This is a genomic window from Moorena sp. SIO3I6 (assembly GCF_010672095.1).
Map to the genome: position 1 here is coordinate 1 of NZ_JAAHHU010000955.1, position 1,885 is coordinate 1,885.

2 protein-coding genes are annotated in these 1,885 nt (G+C 44.3%); both read left to right on the forward strand.

The features are described 5' to 3' along the window. Nucleotides 1-88 precede the first annotated feature (88 nt). Complete coding sequence (locus tag F6K49_RS44880; RefSeq protein WP_293108541.1) at nucleotides 89-895, forward strand: SDR family oxidoreductase; 807 nt, start codon at nucleotides 89-91, stop codon at nucleotides 893-895. A 108-nt stretch (nucleotides 896-1,003) separates the two neighbouring features. After that, on the forward strand, nucleotides 1,004-1,885 hold an 882-nt coding region (locus F6K49_RS44885; protein ID WP_293108544.1), incomplete at its 3' end, for a hypothetical protein.

Consider the following 1,885-nt stretch of genomic DNA (forward strand, 5'->3'; position numbering starts at 1 on the left):
AAAACCCCTAAGGGTGGATGAGTCAATTACCTTGGCTGGGTTGGTGGAAAATGTTGAACAGGTTGCTGTGTAGGGTATTGTTGGCTTCGTGAATTATTTTGACCTCTCTGGCAAAATCGCTATTGTAACTGGAGTCTTAGGTAAACTTGGACCGGTGTGGAGTCGGGCATTACTGGATGCTGGCGCAACGGTTGTGGGCATAGACCTACCATTGGCTCAGGTGCCAAGGTCTTTTGAGCTACTTCAAGGACATTATCCCAAGACTCGTTTGTGTTTGGAACGGGGTGATATATGCGATCGCACTGCCATAATCGCAATCCGCGATCGCATCCTGAGCGACATTGGCATTCCTGATGTGATTGTCAACAATGCTGGGATTGACCAACCTCCTGGTCCAGTGAAAACCTATAGCTTGGACGAGATCCCCCTAGAGATTTGCCGCAATGTGTTTGAGGTGAATGTCTTGGGAGCATTCCAGGTGACCCAAGTCTTCGGTAGCCCAATGGTGGAAGCTAGACGAGGTTCAATCATTAATATCGGTTCCTTGTATGGGAGCGTATCTCCCGATGCCCGGTTTTATGAGCATCTGGAGTGCGACCCTCCTTTTTTAAAACCCCCTGCCTATGGGGCATCGAAGGCAGCACTGGTGAATTTAACCCGGTACTTTGCTACCCACTGGGGTCCCTTTGGTGTCCGGGTTAATACCCTTTCTCCGGGAGGAGTCTTGGGGGGACAGGATGAGGAATTCAAAGGTCAATTTTGCGATCGCGTTCCTCTAGGACGGATGGCAGAGTTTGATGATTTACTTGGCCCATTGGTGTTTCTAGCATCCGATGCCTCTGCCTATGTCACAGGTATCGAACTCCGAGTCGATGGCGGTTTTACCGTTTGGTAGACTAAACTGGTGCATCTGACTGTCTTAATGCAGTCCCTGAGGGAAGAAACCTGCTCAGGTCGGCGCTGCATCGCTGAGTTATAGAGTTACAACGTTTAGATGCACCCTTTGATCACTAAACTGTTTATTGAAAACCAGAAGCACTTTAACTATCCCTACGGCAAGCGAAAGATTTACGAAAGGATTAGTAAATTTTTAAGCTTTCCTACTTATAGTATTCGCAAAGATTTAGGAATTAGCGTTATTAATTGTCAAGGTAAATTACCTAGTATCTCTAAAAAAGATGGATTTTTAGTGTGGTTTCCCAAAACTTTTGATCCAGTTAGCGAAGTGATTGGAGAATGTCGGGACTATATCGCTACTGTTGATCAATCTATTTTTACCAAACAAGGTGAAGGAAAAGAAGAATACCTCAGAGGTATCCATCCAGATAAGTCTAAACTTACGGAGTCTTTAGTAAAACTAGCTTGTGATCGAACCTTAGTAAGTATAGTAACAAAATACATTGGCATTTTACCAATTATCAATGGTGTGAAGTTACTCTACTCGCCCAATAAAAAACTCTATGAAGGAGGAGCTCAATTTTTTCATTTAGACCCGGAAGGCGTTAGGCAAATCAAGCTATATATTCATGTAGAGGATGTGACAGAAGAGTCTGGTCCTCTGACCCTAATCCCAGCACAAGAATCCCAAAAAATCTACCAATTATACCCAGGGGGAAGACTAACGGATGAGTGGATCAGTCGCTTGATTGATCCGCAACATTTCTATTCGATCACTGGTGCGTCGGGGACAATGATATTTGCCGATACATCCAGATGTTTCCATTTCGGTAGCCGACCAGGAAAAAAACCCAGGTTTGTGATTATACTACAATATATATCCCCCTTTGCCATCAATTTTCCCTGGTTCGGGTGGGTTAGAAAACCACTCCATGCTCACTTGGTTAATCACAATACTTCAATGATAGACCAATATCTTTTAGGAGTT